General features: G+C 65.2%; 14 protein-coding genes and 1 pseudogene. 6 read left to right on the top strand and 9 right to left on the bottom strand.

Annotated elements, in window-relative coordinates; translation table 11 throughout:
• Positions 1–87: 87 nt before the first annotated feature.
• From ACSBP4_RS17675 to infB, 6 genes and pseudogenes are all read right to left on the bottom strand, one after another.
• Complete coding sequence (locus tag ACSBP4_RS17675) at positions 88–465, bottom strand: hypothetical protein (protein ID WP_049965038.1); 378 nt, start codon at positions 463–465, stop codon at positions 88–90.
• Positions 466–543: 78 nt separating this feature from the next.
• Positions 544–843, bottom strand: coding sequence for a halocin C8-like domain-containing protein (locus ACSBP4_RS17680; RefSeq protein ID WP_435553003.1), 300 nt, complete (start codon positions 841–843; stop codon positions 544–546).
• Entirely contained in the window at positions 812–1,315 is a 504-nt protein-coding gene (locus ACSBP4_RS17685; protein ID WP_435553004.1) for a hypothetical protein, read from the bottom strand. Before ACSBP4_RS17685 ends, ACSBP4_RS17680 begins: the two co-directional genes overlap by 32 nt.
• Positions 1,316–1,558: 243 nt before the next feature.
• Entirely contained in the window at positions 1,559–2,146 is a 588-nt protein-coding gene (locus ACSBP4_RS17690; RefSeq protein WP_435553010.1) for a hypothetical protein, read from the bottom strand.
• A gap of 3 nt (positions 2,147–2,149) precedes the next feature.
• Positions 2,150–2,317: pseudogene (locus tag ACSBP4_RS17695) on the bottom strand (MarR family transcriptional regulator); the annotation flags it as partial.
• Between the two features lie 170 nt (positions 2,318–2,487).
• The gene (gene infB, locus ACSBP4_RS17700; protein WP_435553005.1) at positions 2,488–4,287 is read right to left on the bottom strand and encodes a translation initiation factor IF-2; all 1,800 of its coding nucleotides are present in this window, start codon (positions 4,285–4,287) and stop codon (positions 2,488–2,490) included.
• A gap of 200 nt (positions 4,288–4,487) precedes the next feature.
• On the opposite strand from infB, the gene ACSBP4_RS17705 reads away from it, so the two are divergent.
• A complete protein-coding gene (locus tag ACSBP4_RS17705) occupies positions 4,488–4,733 on the top strand; it encodes a PRC-barrel domain-containing protein (RefSeq protein WP_006182585.1) in 246 nt (81 codons plus the stop codon).
• A gap of 4 nt (positions 4,734–4,737) precedes the next feature.
• Entirely contained in the window at positions 4,738–5,196 is a 459-nt protein-coding gene (locus ACSBP4_RS17710) for an NOB1 family endonuclease (RefSeq protein ID WP_006182584.1), read from the top strand.
• Between the two features lie 55 nt (positions 5,197–5,251).
• On the opposite strand, the gene ACSBP4_RS17715 is transcribed toward ACSBP4_RS17710, so the two are convergent.
• Both ACSBP4_RS17715 and ACSBP4_RS17720 read right to left on the bottom strand, forming a co-directional pair.
• The gene (locus tag ACSBP4_RS17715; RefSeq protein ID WP_435553006.1) at positions 5,252–6,367 is read right to left on the bottom strand and encodes a lysostaphin resistance A-like protein; all 1,116 of its coding nucleotides are present in this window, start codon (positions 6,365–6,367) and stop codon (positions 5,252–5,254) included.
• 70 nt (positions 6,368–6,437) lie between these two features.
• On the bottom strand, positions 6,438–7,733 hold the full coding sequence (locus ACSBP4_RS17720; RefSeq protein WP_435553007.1) for a glucose-6-phosphate isomerase: 1,296 nt from the start codon (positions 7,731–7,733) through the stop codon (positions 6,438–6,440).
• 122 nt (positions 7,734–7,855) lie between these two features.
• Between ACSBP4_RS17720 and deoC the strand changes: the two genes are divergently transcribed.
• Both deoC and ACSBP4_RS17730 read left to right on the top strand, forming a co-directional pair.
• Positions 7,856–8,491, top strand: coding sequence for a deoxyribose-phosphate aldolase (gene deoC / locus ACSBP4_RS17725; RefSeq protein WP_049965033.1), 636 nt, complete (start codon positions 7,856–7,858; stop codon positions 8,489–8,491).
• A gap of 80 nt (positions 8,492–8,571) precedes the next feature.
• Positions 8,572–9,990 (top strand): HPP family protein, encoded by a 1,419-nt coding sequence (locus ACSBP4_RS17730; RefSeq protein WP_006650047.1) that lies wholly within the window; start codon positions 8,572–8,574, stop codon positions 9,988–9,990.
• Position 9,991: 1 nt separating this feature from the next.
• On the opposite strand, the gene ACSBP4_RS17735 is transcribed toward ACSBP4_RS17730, so the two are convergent.
• Positions 9,992–11,176: an NAD-binding protein gene (locus ACSBP4_RS17735; protein WP_049965031.1), complete on the bottom strand. Its 1,185-nt coding sequence runs from the start codon at positions 11,174–11,176 to the stop codon at positions 9,992–9,994.
• 117 nt (positions 11,177–11,293) lie between these two features.
• Between ACSBP4_RS17735 and ACSBP4_RS17740 the strand changes: the two genes are divergently transcribed.
• Together ACSBP4_RS17740 and ACSBP4_RS17745 are read left to right on the top strand one after the other, a co-directional pair.
• The gene (locus tag ACSBP4_RS17740; protein WP_435553008.1) at positions 11,294–12,538 is read left to right on the top strand and encodes a potassium transporter TrkA; all 1,245 of its coding nucleotides are present in this window, start codon (positions 11,294–11,296) and stop codon (positions 12,536–12,538) included.
• Positions 12,535–13,683: TrkA C-terminal domain-containing protein (locus ACSBP4_RS17745; RefSeq protein ID WP_435553009.1), on the top strand; the 1,149-nt coding region annotated here is incomplete at its 3' end. The genes ACSBP4_RS17740 and ACSBP4_RS17745, both read left to right, overlap by 4 nt.

Below are 13,683 nucleotides of genomic sequence, written 5' to 3' on the forward strand. Positions count from 1 at the left end.
GCGACCAGTAACAACAACCGTCGGCGATCGGCTGTTAGCCGACGGATACTCCGACGGAGTGTCGTCGATAGGACGAGACGGACGTGATTATTCCCCATGCTCATCCGGCGTGTTCAGACCCGCTGCTTCGCCGAAGAGCGGAATTGCGACGACGATCCAAACGCCGGCACCGACGACGAGCAGCGCATCATCCGTGGTAATCGGTGCGAAGAGAACCACGAATCCTGCAGCCAGAAGGAAGCCGAAACCACCACCCGCGAGCGAGCGCGGTCGGTGATCGAAAAGTACGATACCGACTCCGTGGCAGAGGCCCGACAAAATGACGAAAACCCCTGCCACCGCGTACCAAGACGAAACACCGATCTCGACGAGTCCGTACAGTACGGTTCCGGAAAACGCAAGCAGAAGCGCGTTTCCGATGAGAAGTTTATTTGTCGTCAATAACGAGAGGCGCTCTTGAAACATTGTGTCCTATCTGTATTATACTTGGAAATGAATTAACAAATACATTTCGATCATTCGGCCGTACTCGATTCTGAACCGTCAGCAGAGGTCGAGTTCCGAATGAGAGCAGATATCTTCGGCAGGGGAATCACAGCCAACATGGCTGATCGCAGCACAAGCGGCCTGCGTGAATGCGAAGCACCCACCGCCCGCGATGTAACCGAGTCCAGTAAGAACGCCACAAATGAAAGCAGTTGATGCTCCGCATCCGATCCGACAGATTTGCTTCACCGCAGTTGTACATCCTGCACACCCGACATCAAACGCCACCGAGATTTCGCCCGATTCGGCGGCCGGACCGGCGGAGTCAAGCGATACGTCGTGTACCGTCTCTTCCATCGAGCGCGTCGACGACGCGTGCGGTAACTGTTCCCTCTACGTCGTCAATAGACTGTATATCGGCGGACGGTTGTTCGATCGATCTCTCGACGTACTCGAGCGACGCAATCGTCACTTCCGCTGAATCAAGCGATCGTCCGATCGTGAGATAGGCCTCGTCGGCGCTCGAACCCGCTATCGGGACCGAGACGAGTTCAAGTTGGTCCTTCCCATCGACCCTACCCGCAGTGATATTGTGGCCGGCGAGGGTATTACCCTCTTCACGAACCACCTCCTCGAGTTTCCGGAACTCGGGCGTGTCTTGGAGCCGTTCGTACACTTCCGTTGCTTCCGAATCAGTCAGCTTGTCGAAACCGTCTGGAGTCTCAGCACTAACGGAGCCGATACCGATCGTCGTTAGCGCTGCGGTTGCGGTCCCCATTCGAAGTACCTTTCGACGGTTGTACGTAGTATCGCTGTTCTGGTCTGCCATGGGTAACAACCCAGATCAAAGTATAATACAATACAGATTATAATTAATTGATGAGTGCTGGTTAAGGACATGACACATGTTTCAGAGGGTGAAAATAGGTTTTAATAGTTGAATCCCTGGGTTCGACCGAATTCGGCTACTGTGTACGAGATCATTTGAAGTCCATATTAAGAGGGAACGCGAGGTGATCCATGGCACTGTACATCATACAGTAGTGAAATTGCACCCAACTCGATTCTCAGATTATTTGGACAGGGGTTTCGAGTCGGCCTTCTTTTCCATCACGTATAATGTAAACCACCGTACGATCTTCTTATTTGTACTGTCGACACACACCTTCACTGACCAATCTTCGTCGTAAAATATTGCTAGCACATCATCTTCCGAAATAACTAGCCCTATCGAAAGGTTTCCAGGGTGTACATGCATTTCTTCCGGGGATACATCCACCAACCACCCACTATTCTCGATAGAAGTCTTAAAGCTCGAATTAAGTATCACAGCTACAGATTGACTTTCTTTGTACAGGTCATGATGAACCTCATCGAAGGTCGGATTTGCGATCGGGTCAACAATATACTGTGGCTCAATTGTGCGACGAGTTAACTGTTCTCGATAGTGGAACACCGGGGCGTGGGGTTGGTCGTCGGACGCGACCACGATATTGCTTTTCGAAAGCGGTCGCACGGGCGGTTCATTCCCCGGAGAGAATTGACGAAGGACAGGCTTTGCTTCGATAATCTGTTCTGTCTTTGTTATTGCTTCCATATATACTTCAAGTATGTGTGATCCTGCAGCAGTGAGGTCGTATTTGCCGTTGTTCTTTATCACCCACCCATAATTCTCGAAATCCGTAATAATTCTTTGAACAGTTGCTCGCGAGATAGAACACCGTTCGACGAGATCCGACGGAGTACTTGGGTGATCTGCGATCGTTCGTAACAGTTGAGGCCGGTTCGCAGACCTGGACAAGTACGCTATTTTTTCATTGGCTCCCTCCATTATTATAGCATACTATATGACAATTAATAAAATCTTCTACAATTGTATATATTTCATACACCATCCAATAGGAAGAGTCAGCCATACACTGCATTGATTAATCCATATACCTGTGTTTGCCTGGAACGAATGTGGCAAAATAAGTATTAGTTCTATCGAAGCGTGCTGAATTATTTGCCCCAGAACGGATCGCGGTTGCGCTGCTTGTCGAGGTACATGTTCAGCGCCTCGAGTTCGTCGCCGGGGATCTCGCTGGCGAGTTCCTGCTCTAAGATCTTCGCGTGTTTCTCGGGGATCTCGGCCCAGAGTTCGTCGTCCTCCTCGATCCCGCGGCCGACGGTGGGGCCGTCGATGGCGACCGAGACGCGGTTGCCCGCGCGGGCCTCGTCGACGTCCTCGCCCTGTTCCTGAATGCCCTTGACCTGCCCGACGCGCTCGGGTTCGTTGCCCTCGAACTTGACGACGTTGGCGTTGGTCTGGATCGTCCCCGAGTTCACCTCGACGCCGACGACCGCCGGATCGTTCTGGCGGAAGGTGTGATCCGGCAGGATCCGGAATCGGGCGGGCCGGGTGATGTTCTCGAGGATGGTGTCCTGCTGGGCCTGCTCGATGTTCTCGACGTACTCCTCGTAGCCCTCGACGAGCTGGTAGATGACCTCGTCGGTGAAGATCGAGACGTCCTCGATCTCGGCGCGCTGCTCGGCGTCGTCCAGGGCGTCGACGTTGAACCCGAGGATCACCTGCTGTTTCGGGTCCTCGGCCGTCGAGGCGACCGAGACGTCACGCGGCGCGACGTCGCCGACCTCCGCGCGGACGATCGGGACCTCGGCCTCGCCTAAGGCGTCGGCCATCGCCTCGAGGCTGCCCAGGGTGTCTGCCTTGACGACGACGCCTTCCTCGGCCGTGTCGACGGCGATGTCGGCCAGTTCGGCCTGAACCTCCGCGATGACCTCGTCGAGGTCGCGGTCGCGGACGACCCGGACCGGCGCGCCGGCCATCGCGTCCGTGAGGTCGGGCGCGGCGACCTTGATCCCGGACGCGGCCGACACCTCATCGACCGTTTCGAAGCGGCTCTCGGTACGAATCTCGGCCAGTGGCCGCGGCTGGAGCAGGGCCCGGACCTCGGTAACGATCGGCTCGTTTTGCCCGCCGACGACGAGCGTGTCGTCGGCCCGGATCGTCCCGTCGTACAGCACCGTGTCGATGGTCGTCCCGAACCCTTTCTCCTCTTTGACCTCGAGGACGGTGCCGACGCCGGGGCCGGCGACGTCGATCTCCATCTCCTCTTTCATGTAGCGCTGGGACAGTCCCATCATGACGGTCAGGAGGTCGGGGACGCCCTCGCCGGTCATCGCCGAGACGGGGACGACCCCCACGTTGCGCTGGAAGTTCTGGACCCGCCAGTAGAGGTCCGCGGAGAACCCCTCGTCCGAGAGGTTGCCGATGATCTCGTAGAGACTCTCGTCGAGTCGTTCGCGCACGCGATCCGTTTGGGATTCGTAGGTGTCGTTGATCGGCGTGTCCTCGTGTTCCTTCCAGCCCGGGACGGTGTCGATCTTGTTCGCGGCGACGATAAACGGCGTTTCCGAGCGCTTGAGGATGTCCAGGGCCTCGAGCGTCTGGGGCTGGAAGCCGTCGTTGACGTCGACGACGAGGATGGCGATGTCGGCCAACGCGCCCCCGCGAGATCGCAGCGTCGTAAAGGAGTGGTGACCCGGCGTGTCGATAAAGAGGAGGCCAGGGAGGTCGAAATCGTCCGGGTCGACGAGATCGCCCGCGATCGTCGAGATGATGTCCAGCGGCACGGCAGTCGCGCCGATGTGCTGGGTGATCGCGCCTGCTTCGCCCTCGATGACCGCGGAGCCGCGGATCTTATCGAGGAGACTTGTCTTGCCGTGATCGACGTGTCCGAGGACGGCGACGATCGGCGTTCTGAGGGATGTGGGGTCGCGTGTATCCGTGTCCGACATGATGAACCACCCGAGAAGGTCTTACCTAAATCGTCCGTAGCGCCGTAGTTAAACCCATCGTCATCCGCGTTCCGGACCGCCGCGATCGACCGCCGAGTCTCGGCGGTCGTCGGCTCGAGTCGAGGGCGGCCGCTCCGGCGGTCCGCTCGCCTCGAGAGCGGTCCCAATCGTTTAATACCGATTAGTAAGTACGGGCATGCATGAGCGATATACTCGCTGAAAACCTCTCGGGGAAGTCCGTCATGGGTTCCGACGGCACCGAGCTTGGATTGCTCTATAACATCACCATGGATCTCAAATCGGGCACGCTTCACGATCTCGTCATCGAGCCCGACGAGGAGCTGTCGACCCGCGCCGTCGACTTCGATCTCGACGAGGGCGGTCACTTCCTCGTTCCCGTCAACCGTGTCCAAGCGGTGAAAGACTACATCGTCGTCCAGCGCTAACGGTATGTACGTTCTCGACTCCTCGGCTTTTATCCACGATTTCCATACGACAGAACAGACTGCGACGATCCCGCTCGTCCGCGAGGAACTCGAAGACGAGAGCGCCTATCGCTACGACGCGATGGAGGGATCGGGCATGCATATCCACATCCCGAACGACGACACCACCGAAAAGGTCGAACGCGCGGCCCGGGAATCCGGGGATCTCGGCGTCCTCTCGGACACCGACGTTCGGCTCGTCGCTGCGAGTTTCGAACTCGACGCCACCTTGGTGACCGACGACTACGCGATGCAAAACGTCGCGGAGAAGCTCAACGTCGCGGTCGACGTGATCGCCCGGGAGGGAATCGACGAGCAGCGCCACTGGACCTACCAGTGTCAGGGCTGTGGCCGCGAGTTCGACGAGGAGAAAGAGCGGTGTCCGATCTGTGGGTCGGAACTGGCCCGGAAGAACCCCTCGTAGCCCGCGATCGTTTCGGTCGCGGTCGATGTCCCCGTAAGCGTCGGCAGTCCCGCGCTCAGGCGTGGATGAAATAGAGGTTCAGGAATGTCAACGCGTTGTACAACCCGTGGACCAGCGCCGGGATCAGGAGGTTCTCCGTTCGTTCGTAGATGACACCGAGGACGATCGAGAGCCCGAAGATCGTCCCCAGACTGGCGATGACCGCGCCCAGCCCGTTGGTGGCGTACGCGAGGACGTGGACCGCCGCGAAAATGACGCTTGCCACCGCGACGGCACCGAACCGCGAGAACGTCTCGTACAGCGACTTCTGGATCACGTTCCGGTAGAGGACCTCCTCGAACGGCCCGATGATCAGAATCGCGATCGGCACCATGAGCAGCATCAGTTCGGGGTTGTCCGCGGCCCGCTGGGTGGTCGAGTGGTCCGCGCTCTCGACGCCGGTCGACTGCATGAGCGTCGAGATGGCAAACAGCGCGCCGAAGAGGACGATGAGGCCGCCGACGGTCCAGGCGACCTCCCGCAGCGTGGGCCACCGGAGATCGATGAACGACAGCCCCCGGTCCGTCCAGCGAAGAAAGGCGACGACCACGATCGCCGTGCCGATGACCACGCCGAGTTGGGTGATGAGCTGGGTGGCCACGAGCCGCTCGATCTCCGGCAGCGTCTCGAGGAACGGATAGACCGGTGCGGCAAAGAGAATCATCAGTAGCTGCGGCAGGATGAGCCCGACGAGGCCGACCCCCGTCATGACGAGGGCCTGGCTGGTCCGGCGCTTGAGCCCGACGACGCCGATGCCGAAGAAGTCCGCGACCGCGACGCCGACGGTCAGCCCGGCGGTCACGAACGCCACGAACACGATCGGTATCGAGAGCAGCGACGTCGTGACCCCTTGATTCAACGCGTAGCCGGCGAGCAGGACGACGCCGACGCTCGAGCCGGCGGCGACCGCCGCGAGGAGCCGGGGTTCGCGCGAGCCGTGGCGGCGAACGAGGAAGGCGAGGACGGCGGCGACGGCCAGGCCGGTGCCGGCCCAGACACTGGGGTCGTCGACGCCGTTGCGAACGGGGACGAACATGGCGACCAACGTGAGCCCGGCCAGCAGGGTTCCGATACCCGGGATCGCGCCGGACGCGACCGGGCCGGCGTCGTCGGCCCGTGCAGTCTCGGTCATACGTGAGTGTTCGTCCGAGGGCCCATATGCACACCGCAACCGGACGACGGGTTCAGGTCGGCCCGGTCGGCTACCGCTCGACTCGAAGCTCGGTCTTCTCGGCGACCGCTTCCGCCTCCTCGAACTCGCCGCCGCCGAGTAGCCCGCGGGTGGCCTTCTTGGCCCATTCGACGGCCGGCTGCTCGAAGGTGTTCACGCCGTAGAGTTCCCCTGCGAGGACGCAGGCGGCCTCCATCCCGTAGAGGAAGCCGCCGAGTTCGTACTCGTCGACGGCCTCGAGTTCGACGCGGACGTTCGGCCGCCCGGCCGCCGCCAGGCTCGCCTCGGTGGCCTCGAACTCCGCCTCGAGGAGGTCGCCAAGCGTCGCGTCGCCCAGGTACGCGAGTTCCTCGACGTCGGTCGCGGGGATCGACCGGTCCGCGTCCGCGTCGGCCGTCACGAAGGTGACGAGCTTGTCCCGCGGGCCCGCCCGGTAGAGCTGCAGTTGGGAGTGCTGGTCGGTGACCCCCAGCGCCCGCACCGGGGTCTGACCGAGGTCGTCCTTTCCGAGGCTCTCGGCCCACAGCTGGGCGAACCACTCCGCCGAGGTCTCGAGCGATTCCGCGTACGGCATCACGGCGTTGATCCCCGCGCCGCGGCCGTCCAGCGCGTAGGTCGTCGCGCCGTAGGCGTAGGCCGGACACTCGAACAGCGAGCCCGAAAGCGACTCGCGCTCGGCGGCCGCGCCCGCGAGCAGCGCCTCGAGGTCGTGGCCACAGACCGCGGCGGCGACCATGCCGACGGCCGACAGCGCCGAGAAACGGCCGGGGACGCCGTCGGGGACTTTCAGCGACGGCAGGTCGTGGCGATCCGCGAGGTTCCGCAGCGGCCCCGACTCGCCGGTCGTGACGATCGTCCGCTCGGTCCAGTCGACGCCGGCGTCCTCGAAGGCCGCTCGGACGACGAGGAAGTTCGCCAGCGTCTCCGCGGTCGTCCCCGACCGCGAGACGACGTTGATCGCCGCGTTCTCGAGGGCGATCCCGTCGAGGCGACGCGATACCCACTCGGGGTCGACGTTGTCCAGAAAGACCGTCTCGGTGTCGGACTCGAGGGCGTTCACGATCGTCGCCGCGCCCAGCGAACTGCCGCCGATACCGACGGTGATCAGGGCGTCGGCGTCGGCGACCGGCTCGACGGCCGCCCGGATCTCGTCGGGGTCGGTCCGCTCGGGGAGGTTCAGCGCTTCGTAGCCGTGATCCGCGTTCGCCATGCCGCGCTCGATGCGCTCGTGGGCGGCCGCGACCTGTTCGTCCAGTCGCTCGAGGGACGCACGCGAGACGCCCGGCGAGGCGACCGACGCGAGCGCGTTCCCGATGTCGACGTTCATACTCGAGGAGGCGACCGCCGGGGCCAAAGGCGTTCCGAGACGGCCACGGACCGCACTGCGAGCGGCCGTTGGACTCGAGCCGACCGACCGGCTTTTTGCCCGTTCGCCGAGTCGCCCCGCGTATGGAGCGCAGCGAACTCGCCCCCCTGATCGATCACACGGTGCTTGGTCCCGAGACGACGCCGGCCGACGTTCGGCGGGTCCTCGACGAGGCGACCGAGTACGGGATGAACGCCTGTATCCCGCCGTACGCGGTCGAGATGGCCGCCGACTACGCCCCCGACGTGACCCTCGCGACGGTGGTCGGCTTCCCCCACGGCCAGCACGCGCCCGCGGCGAAACGCAAGGAAGGGGTCGGAGCCTGGCAGGACGGGACGGACGAACTCGACGTGGTGATCAACGTCGGCCGGCTGCAGGCCGGTGCGGACGAGGCCGTCGAAACGGCACTCGCCGACCTGGTCGCGGCCGTTCCGATTCCGGTCAAGGTCATCATCGAGGCCCCGCTACTGACCGACGCGGAGAAACGGCGGGCCTGCGAGGCCGCGGCCGCCGCCGACGCGGCGATGGTGAAAACTGCGACCGGGTTCGGCGGGGGCGGCGCGACCGTCGACGACGTCGCCCTCATGAGCGACTTCCTCCCCGTCAAGGCCAGCGGCGGTATCGGCAGCTACGACGACGCCGTGGCCATGCTCGAGGCCGGGGCGGAACGCATCGGGGCCTCGAGCGGGGTCGAGATTCTCGAGGGCGCACCCGAATAGTTCGTGGATCCTCGCTGGCTTCGCTGATCGCCCGTGCGAGAAGCCAAACGGTTTTGGTCGTCGCTCGAGCAACGCATCCCATGCTCGAGGGGGTACGTGCGCGACTCCGCGCGCTCGCAAGGCGGCTTCGACGACTGGAACGACGTGAACTCGAGGCCGCCGTCCGATGGCTCGAGCAGACGGGAAACCTGCTTCACCTGTCGGTGCTGGTCTTCGTCCCCCTGCTGATCGCCGCGGTGACGTGGCTGGCGAACGCGACCCCCGTGATCTCGTTTCTGCTCTTTCCGCCGCTTGCCTCGGGGACCTTCACCCTCTTTGCGGAGCCGGAAGGGAAGTACGCCTCCCCGGGGAAGTTCGTCGGCGGGATGACCGTCGGGGCCTGCTGTGGCTGGCTCGCGCTCGCGCTGACGGCGGCCGTCGGACTGGGTGGCGGCATCAGCGCCTGGGGTGCCGCACTCGGGGTCTTCTGTACCGGCGTCTGCACGTGGGCGCTCGATCTCGAGGTGCCGACGGCGTTCTCGACGGCCCTGCTCGTTCTCGTGACCGGCAACGCACAGGTGGCCTACGTCCTCGGGATCGTCATCTCGAGTTCGTTCGTCGCGGCCGCGTTCGTCGTCTGGCGCGACCGGTTCTACGAGCAACGCGCCCGCTATCTCTATCGGACGACCAGCGGCGACGATCACGTCCTCGTCCCGATGACCGACTGCGAGGAGACGGTCGCTCGCTTCGCCGCGTCGATCGCCGGGGCCCACGACGCCGGCAAGGTGGTCCTCTTCGACGTCGTTGAGACGGTCGACGACGAGCAACCGGACGCCTCGGCCGACGGCGACCCGGACGAACCGACGCCCGCCGAACGCGCGGCCACCGACGCCGGCCGCCGCCTCGAGTCGCTCGCGACTGACCTCCAGAGCGCATACGACGTCCCTTGCGAGGTCGTCGTCGCGGCCGACAGTGACCTCTCGTCGGGGCTCGTCCTCGAGACCGCGCGAGCGGAGAACTGCGATCTCATCGTCACGCCCTACGCCGAACGCGAGGGTGGCGGCCTCTCGTCGTTTATCACCGGGCTGTTCGAGGGCGAGATCGATACGATCGTCTTCCGCTCGAACGGCGTGCGGCGGACGCGCTGGCGGAGCGGCCTCGTCGCAGTTCGCGGTGCGGGCGACACCGCTCGCGCGATGCTCGATTTCGCGATTCGGGTGACCGAGTCCGGCCGGCCGATCAGCGTCTGTACCTGCATCGATCGGGAGTCGCGCCGTCGGGCGGCCGAGGGGACGCTCGCGGATCTCGTCGATGCCTTTGCCGGTCCTTTCGAAACCCACGTGGTCACCGCCGCCGTCGAGGACTACCTCGCCCGCATCGCGCCCCGCTATGACGTCTGTTTCGTCGGCTCGAGTACCGACCGCTCGGCGGCCTCCCGCTTTGTCTCCCCGCCGACGTTCCGGAAGCTCAGCGATCTGGAGGCGGACGTGGCGATCGTCCATCGGGGTCGCCGACGGTAGGTCACTCGCGCTCGAGAATGCGGTCGATCAGCACGCTCTCGTCGCTGCCAAGCGCCGATCGTACGAGCAGGTGCCCCCCAAGTACCGAGGGGCTGATCACCGCGTCCGCGCCGGCCCGGTCGAGTTTTTTCGTGTTCTCGCGGTCGGTCGCGGCGGCGACGATGCGGGTGTTCGGCGCGAGTTCGCGGGCCGTTAGGATCGCCAGCGCGTCCTCGGCGTCGTGGTTCGTGGCGACGAGGATCGCGGCCGCCCGGTCGATCTTTGCACGCCGGAGCGGCTCCTCGTCGCTGGGGTCGCCGGTGACGACCGAGATGCCGCGGTCGGTGAGGTCCGTCGCGACCTCACGATCGCTGGTCACGACGACGAACTTGCGGCCGCCGTCGGCCAGTTCGTCGACGATCGGTTCCGTCAGTTCGCCGTAGCCGAGGACGAGGATGTGGTCCTCGAGGAGTTGCAGCTGTGAGTCGGTCATCTTTCCGAGTGTCTTCGAGATGCGGTCCTGAATGAGCGGGCCGACCAGCGCCCCGATGGCGATACCGAAGCTGGCCACGCCGAGGATGAGGACGGACATCGTAAACAACATCCCCTCGATCGACTCCTGATTCGGCGTGACGTCGCCGTAGCCGACCGTACTCGAGGTGATCAGCGTAAAATAAAAGGCATCGAGAATGTTGTTGATCCCGTCGAAGTGTTCCCGCATGGCGTAGCCGCCGATGGTGCCGTACAGCTGGACGCCGACCAGTGCCGCGCCGGCCGCGATCTGTGTCGTCGTCAGCGAGAGCGGTTTGTCGAACCGGCCGCGGGTCAACAGGAGGGCCGGAATCGACACGATCGAGAGGACGACCAGCGGAACCGAGTACTGGCTCGACTGGAGGAGGCCCTGTCCCGCGGTCACCGGGAGCAACAGCAGCGTCGCCCACCAGCCGGCGCGGAGCCCGCGTCGGAGGGCAAGCGCACTGCCGACCATCATGAACCCGGTGAGCGCCCCGGTGAACGCGGCGGCGCTTTGAATCGCTTCGGGAACGTACCCGTGGAGCGGCCCCGGGTTCGGGGTCCAGATGTTGATGACCGCAGTGGCGACCGAGAGCAGCGCGACCAGCAGGACGAGGATCACGGTCGCCCGCGTCGTCAGCACGTGCTGCCAGTCGTCCGGGAGTCGCCCTCGAAGCGACCGGTCGTCGGCCATACACACCGGTGAGCGACGGCGTCAGTTAAACGTCTCCGTTCGGAATTCGGGGGATCGCCGCTCGAGCCGAAGACGGCTGCCGGTGCTAATTTAACCGCTCCGGCCCACTGGCCCACAATGCCATCCCTTCCGGTCGAAGTGTTGCTCGGTCTCTATCTCGGCCTCCTGACCGGTATCGTTCCCGCCTTCGTCGCCGGTTCGCTCGGCTTTCTCGTCCGGTATTTCACCGGCGTTACCCTGCCCGGGTTCGGTGTCGTCGTCCTCGCGCTGTCGATCGCCAGCGTCCAGGGCGGACTGCTCGGGCTCGTCGAACCCACCATCGCCCAGTCACCGCGGCTGCTCGTTGCCGTGCTGGTCGTCCTCATGCTCGCGCTGTACGCCCACAACCAGGGCGACAAGCTCGGTGCGGAACTCCCGCGTCGGCTCTCGCTGACCTCGCTGCGCCAGCGGACCCTCTCGGCCGACGTCGTCGAACTCGTCGGCTCGGTCGGCCAGGTCACGGTGCGTCCCACCGGTGAGATCCACGACATGGAAGGCTACCCGCCGCTGTCGGCCGACCTTCGCCGGACGTTGAAGGCAGGGTCGTGGCGGCTCCCCGCCGACCTCCCGCTCTCGGAACTCGAGGCCCGCCTCGAGGAGCGCCTGCGGACCGATCACGATCTCGCGGACGTCGCCGTCGCGATCGACGAACGGGCTCGGGCGACCATCACGGCCGCGCCGCCTTCGGGTGGTCTCTCCCGGCGCGTCCCGGCGGGCCGGCGGGCCGTCTCGCTGACGACGCTCGTCCCGACGGGACTCGCGGGCGGGGACGTGGTGAGCGTCCGCGTCGGCGACCGCTCGATCGGGGGGACCGTCGTCAGCGCCCGTACCGAGACCGACGACGAGATCGACGGCGACGACGGTTCGTCGGGGCCTGCCGACGCGGTCGCGCCCGACGGCGGCGCGGACCCCGATCCCACCCCCGCGGCGAAACCGCACGCGGCGACGGCCGGCGGCTCGGGCCGCGTGACGATTGCCGTCCCCCGTCGGGACGTAAAGCCGGTCCTCGAGGCCGAGTCGCCGCGGCTCGTCGTGCGCTCGCGGGGCACCAGCCGCGAGTTCGAGGCGCTCTCGCTGGTCAAACGCGAGGGGTACGCCATCCGACGACTGACCGTCGGCCCGATCGGGGCGACCGACGAGACGATCGCCGGGACCGACGTGACGGTCCTTGCGGTCCGTCGACAGGGCAGCGAGACCGGTGAACGTCGCCACGGCTGGGTGTTCGCCCCCGGGATCGAACGGCGGCTCGAGGCCGGCGACGAGGCGTTCGTCGCGGGTCCCGACGACGCGGTCGAGGCGTTCGCGGAGGCGATCGCGCAATGACTGCGATCGTCGCGGCGGCGGTCCCGACCGAGACGCTGCTCGAGGCGGTCGTCCGGATCCTCGGGTTCGCCCTGCTCGCGGCCGGCAGCGGGGCCGGCGTCGCCTTCGTCTATCGGTGGTACAGCGCCGACGGGATCCCGGAGGGCATCGCGGTGTTGTTCGGCGTCGCGCTCGTCGCGATCTGGCTGAACACTCAGACGGCGCTCCAGCAGGCGATCATCGGGAACACGGGCCTGCTCGAGCCCGGAACCGCGATCTACACGGTCGGTGCCTTCGCCGCCAGCGCGGTCGCGGCCGACGGCGGCCGGCGGCTGGGCGATTACCTCGCCCGGGACGTGTTCATGGTTGCGACCCCGCGGACGATCACCGAGGTCACCCAACTCGTCCGCTCGGCCGGCCGGGTCGTCACGGTCGAACTTCCCGACGAGATCGACGACATCGAGGGCTACGACCCGGTCGACGAGTCGGTGAAGGCCGACCTCGCCGGGCAGACGTTTCTCCTCCCCCGGCGGCTTACCGACGCGGAACTGCGCGAGCGGCTCGTGGCCCGCCTCGAGCGCGACTTCGGGATCGGTCACGTCGACGTCGATCTCGAGCCCGACGGCACGGTCGCGTTCCTCGCCGTGGGTAGCCGGCCGGCCGGTATCGGCCCGACGCTCGCGCCGGGGACCGTCGCCGTCGCGCTCGAGGGCGATCCCGCGGCCGACGCCAGCCCCGGCGACGCGGTCCGTCTCTGGGCTCGCGGCGAGGACGGCGGTGCCCGACGGATCGCGGGCGGGGAACTCCGCGGAACCGCCGGCGACGTCGCGACCGTCGCCATAGACGCCGAGGACGCCCGCGATATAGCACCCGATGGGGACTACCGGCTCGTGACGCTGCCGGGCAGTCCCGACGCCGAGCGCGACCTCGTCTCCCTCTTGCGGGCGGCCGACGAGACGGTCCGATCGATCACCGTCGAGGCCGACGACCCCCTCGTCGGACTGGCGGTCGACTCGCTGCCGGTACTGGTCCTCGCGCTCGAGCGCGAGGGTGACGGTGACGCCGAACACCGGCCGCTGCCGGCCGGGGACGTGCGACTCGCGGCCGGCGACGTCGCGTACGTCCTCGGCCGGCCGGACGCGCTTCGCCGGGTGACCGAACGGTCG

It is taken from the genome of Natrinema sp. CGMCC1.2065, assembly GCF_051225675.1.
GTDB classification, from domain to species: Archaea; Halobacteriota; Halobacteria; order Halobacteriales; family Natrialbaceae; genus Natrinema; species Natrinema thermotolerans.

Bases quoted from the DNA above. Each gene is read 5' to 3' on its own strand.
- ACSBP4_RS17675 (WP_049965038.1), bottom strand. From the start codon at position 465: ATGTTTCAAGAGCGCCTCTCGTTATTGACGACAAATAAACTTCTCATC.
- ACSBP4_RS17680 (WP_435553003.1), bottom strand. From the start codon at position 843: ATGGAAGAGACGGTACACGACGTATCGCTTGACTCCGCCGGTCCGGCC.
- ACSBP4_RS17685 (WP_435553004.1), bottom strand. From the start codon at position 1,315: ATGGCAGACCAGAACAGCGATACTACGTACAACCGTCGAAAGGTACTT.
- infB (WP_435553005.1), bottom strand. From the start codon at position 4,287: ATGTCGGACACGGATACACGCGACCCCACATCCCTCAGAACGCCGATC.
- ACSBP4_RS17705 (WP_006182585.1), top strand. From the start codon at position 4,488: ATGAGCGATATACTCGCTGAAAACCTCTCGGGGAAGTCCGTCATGGGT.
- ACSBP4_RS17710 (WP_006182584.1), top strand. From the start codon at position 4,738: ATGTACGTTCTCGACTCCTCGGCTTTTATCCACGATTTCCATACGACA.
- ACSBP4_RS17715 (WP_435553006.1), bottom strand. From the start codon at position 6,367: ATGACCGAGACTGCACGGGCCGACGACGCCGGCCCGGTCGCGTCCGGC.
- ACSBP4_RS17720 (WP_435553007.1), bottom strand. From the start codon at position 7,733: ATGAACGTCGACATCGGGAACGCGCTCGCGTCGGTCGCCTCGCCGGGC.
- deoC (WP_049965033.1), top strand. From the start codon at position 7,856: ATGGAGCGCAGCGAACTCGCCCCCCTGATCGATCACACGGTGCTTGGT.
- ACSBP4_RS17730 (WP_006650047.1), top strand. From the start codon at position 8,572: ATGCTCGAGGGGGTACGTGCGCGACTCCGCGCGCTCGCAAGGCGGCTT.
- ACSBP4_RS17735 (WP_049965031.1), bottom strand. From the start codon at position 11,176: ATGGCCGACGACCGGTCGCTTCGAGGGCGACTCCCGGACGACTGGCAG.
- ACSBP4_RS17740 (WP_435553008.1), top strand. From the start codon at position 11,294: ATGCCATCCCTTCCGGTCGAAGTGTTGCTCGGTCTCTATCTCGGCCTC.